This window comes from Rhodococcus sp. EPR-134 (assembly GCF_001647205.1).
Classification (GTDB): Bacteria; Actinomycetota; Actinomycetes; order Mycobacteriales; family Mycobacteriaceae; genus Rhodococcus_F; species Rhodococcus_F qingshengii.
The window spans coordinates 1-2,563 of sequence record NZ_LVCT01000557.1; the positions used below are offsets into that span (position 1 = coordinate 1).

Consider the following 2,563-nt stretch of genomic DNA (forward strand, 5'->3'; position numbering starts at 1 on the left):
ACCTGAACGACACTCACAACTTCGATTCTGTCACGCCGTATCGGTAACGGCAGCAAATGGATTCACTCCCGATTTGTGATCGAACCTCCACCGCGTTCACCTGCATTGTTCGAATAATGTGACCTCCGCCACTTAAAAACTCGAGTTATCCACAGTTTCCACAGGTTCATCCACAGTTCTGGATGAATGAATCGGGCTTTATCCACAGGTCACGGGCAAGACCCTGAGAATTTGCTGACAGGTGTTAGCGAACGATGCACAGGCTCGAGGATGAATTTGACACCGCAGGTCAGTGAACTTTCGGGCGTCGACGTCATTTATCCCGGCAAAGTTCACAATCCATTCAGAAATTGCTCCCGAAAAGACAGAAAAGACCGGTATCCCCTTTTTATGAAAAGTCGGTTTTTGACACACCTGGAAGCATGACCGTCGATGACTTCTCCACAGCCCGAGCCAACTCTGACGTTCACCCCGAGACGGGTCACGCAGCTCGCGTTCGTGTTGATCGGATGTCAGCTCGTCATTCGCGTCTGGGTTGCCGCGAGCAATTACTTCTACTGGGACGACCTCATCCTGATGGGCCGCGGAGGACGCTTCCCACTCTTCTCGAGCGAACTCCTGCTCTACGACCACGACGGTCACTTCATGCCCGCGGCCTTCTTCTTCACCGGGTTGATCGCCCGTATCGCGCCGTACAACTGGGCGCTGTCGGCAACGCTGCTCGTCATCGGTCAGGCCGCCGCGTCGTTGGCGCTTCTGCGCACTCTTCGGTTGGTCCTCGGCCGGCGACCGGCACTGTTGATTCCGCTGCTCCTGTATCTGTTCGTCCCGCTGACACTTCCGGCGTTCTCGTGGTGGGCAGCCGCGCTCAATGCATTGCCGCTCCAGATCGCGCTGGCCTGGGCATGCGGCGACGCGATCAAGCTGTACCGCACCGGGCAGGTGCGCTACGTGTTCTCGGGCACCGCGGTTTTTGTCATCTCCTTGCTGTTCTTCGAGAAAGCAGTGCTCGTTCCGTTCGTGGCACTCGCTTTTCTGGTGCTGTACTTGCGCACACAAGGTGAAGGAACGCCGATACGAAGTGCGATCACGAAGTGCCGACTCCTGTGGACGGCCTGTGCCGCCGTGCTCGCGATCTGGATTCCGGTGTATCTGACAACTGTCGAATCTCCGATCACCGGATACGGCCGTTCGATGTCCACCGAACTGCTGCATCACGGAACGTCTTTGGGGATGCTTCCCACTCTTCTCGGCGGCCCCTGGCGCTGGGAGCGGTGGATCCCCAGCCCCGCCTGGGCCGATCCGCCGGCGCTCTTGGTGGCCGCAGCCTGGGCCGCGCTGCTGACGACGGTCGTGATGACCGTGCGTGCCCGACGCGGCGCTGCCTGGATCTGGGTCGCCGCGGCGCTGTACTTCCTGGCCTCTGTCGTGGCGATGACCGCTACCCGATCCGACGCCGACACCACGTACGAGTTGGCGCAGACCTTGCGTTACTTCACGGATTCGGCGACGGTGTTCGCCCTCGCCGCCGCTTTGATTCTCGCTGCGCCTCGGCGACGTCCGGCCCGTTTGCCCGTCGCAGTCGCCGCCGGCCTGTCAGTGCTCTTCGTGATCAGTTCGCTCGTCTCGACCGTCACATTCGTCGACATCTGGCGCGAGAACCCGACCCGCGACTACCTCGCGAACGCGCGAATGTCGTTGTCACAGAATCAGGACGCTCCACTGCTCGAGCAACCCGTCGCGATCCAAGTGCTCCTTCCCGTCGCCTTTCCGAACAATTTGGCAAGCAACGTTCTCGCGCCGCTGCCTGATCGCCCCGAATTCTCTTCCAGCACTCCGATTCTGCGCACCATCGACGACAGCGGTCAGATCGTCGATGCCGAAGTGACCTGGACGAGAAGGATTCCCGAAGGAACGGCACCGAACTGCGGCATCCGTGCCGAAGGCCCGACCGAGCTCCCCCTCGACGGCCCCCTGGCCGGCTGGGAATGGACGGTTCAGCTCAATTACCTCGCCAGCGCCGACGGAACGATCGATGTTGCGTTGGAGTCCGGCGACGCAGTATCCGTACCCGTCACCCAAGGTTTGCACTCGGTGTTCGTGCGCCTGGTCGGCCACGGAAACAGTGTGAAGATCACGCCGACAACGCCGGGACTTACGCTGTGTTTCGGCGCCGGACAAGTCGGTGCCGTCGTCCCGACCTCCACAAAATAGTGGCAGAGTGGAAGTCATGGAGCTGCGTATATTCACCGAACCCCAGCAGGGCGCTACCTACGAACAACTACTGACTGTTGCCCAGACCGCCGAAAAACTTGGCTACGGCGCATTTTTCCGCTCGGACCACTATCTCGCCATGAATTCCGACGGCCTTCCCGGGCCCACCGACGCGTGGATCACGCTCGCCGGAATCGCCCGCGAAACATCCACCATCCGCCTCGGTACTCTGGTGACGTCGGCTACGTTCCGTCACGCCGGACCGCTGGCCATTTCGGTCGCACAGGTCGATCAGATGAGTGGTGGCCGCGTAGACCTCGGCATCGGCGCCGGCTGGTACGAGGAAGAG

The 2,563-nt window shown here is 60.7% G+C and carries 2 protein-coding genes; both read left to right on the forward strand.

The annotated features are described in order from the left end of the window. Positions 1-432 precede the first annotated feature (432 nt). Positions 433-2,214, forward strand: coding sequence for a hypothetical protein (locus tag A2J01_RS24975; protein ID WP_064113816.1), 1,782 nt, complete (start codon positions 433-435; stop codon positions 2,212-2,214). 16 nt (positions 2,215-2,230) lie between these two features. Beyond that, positions 2,231-2,563: LLM class flavin-dependent oxidoreductase (locus A2J01_RS24980; RefSeq protein WP_156519397.1), on the forward strand; the 333-nt coding region annotated here is incomplete at its 3' end.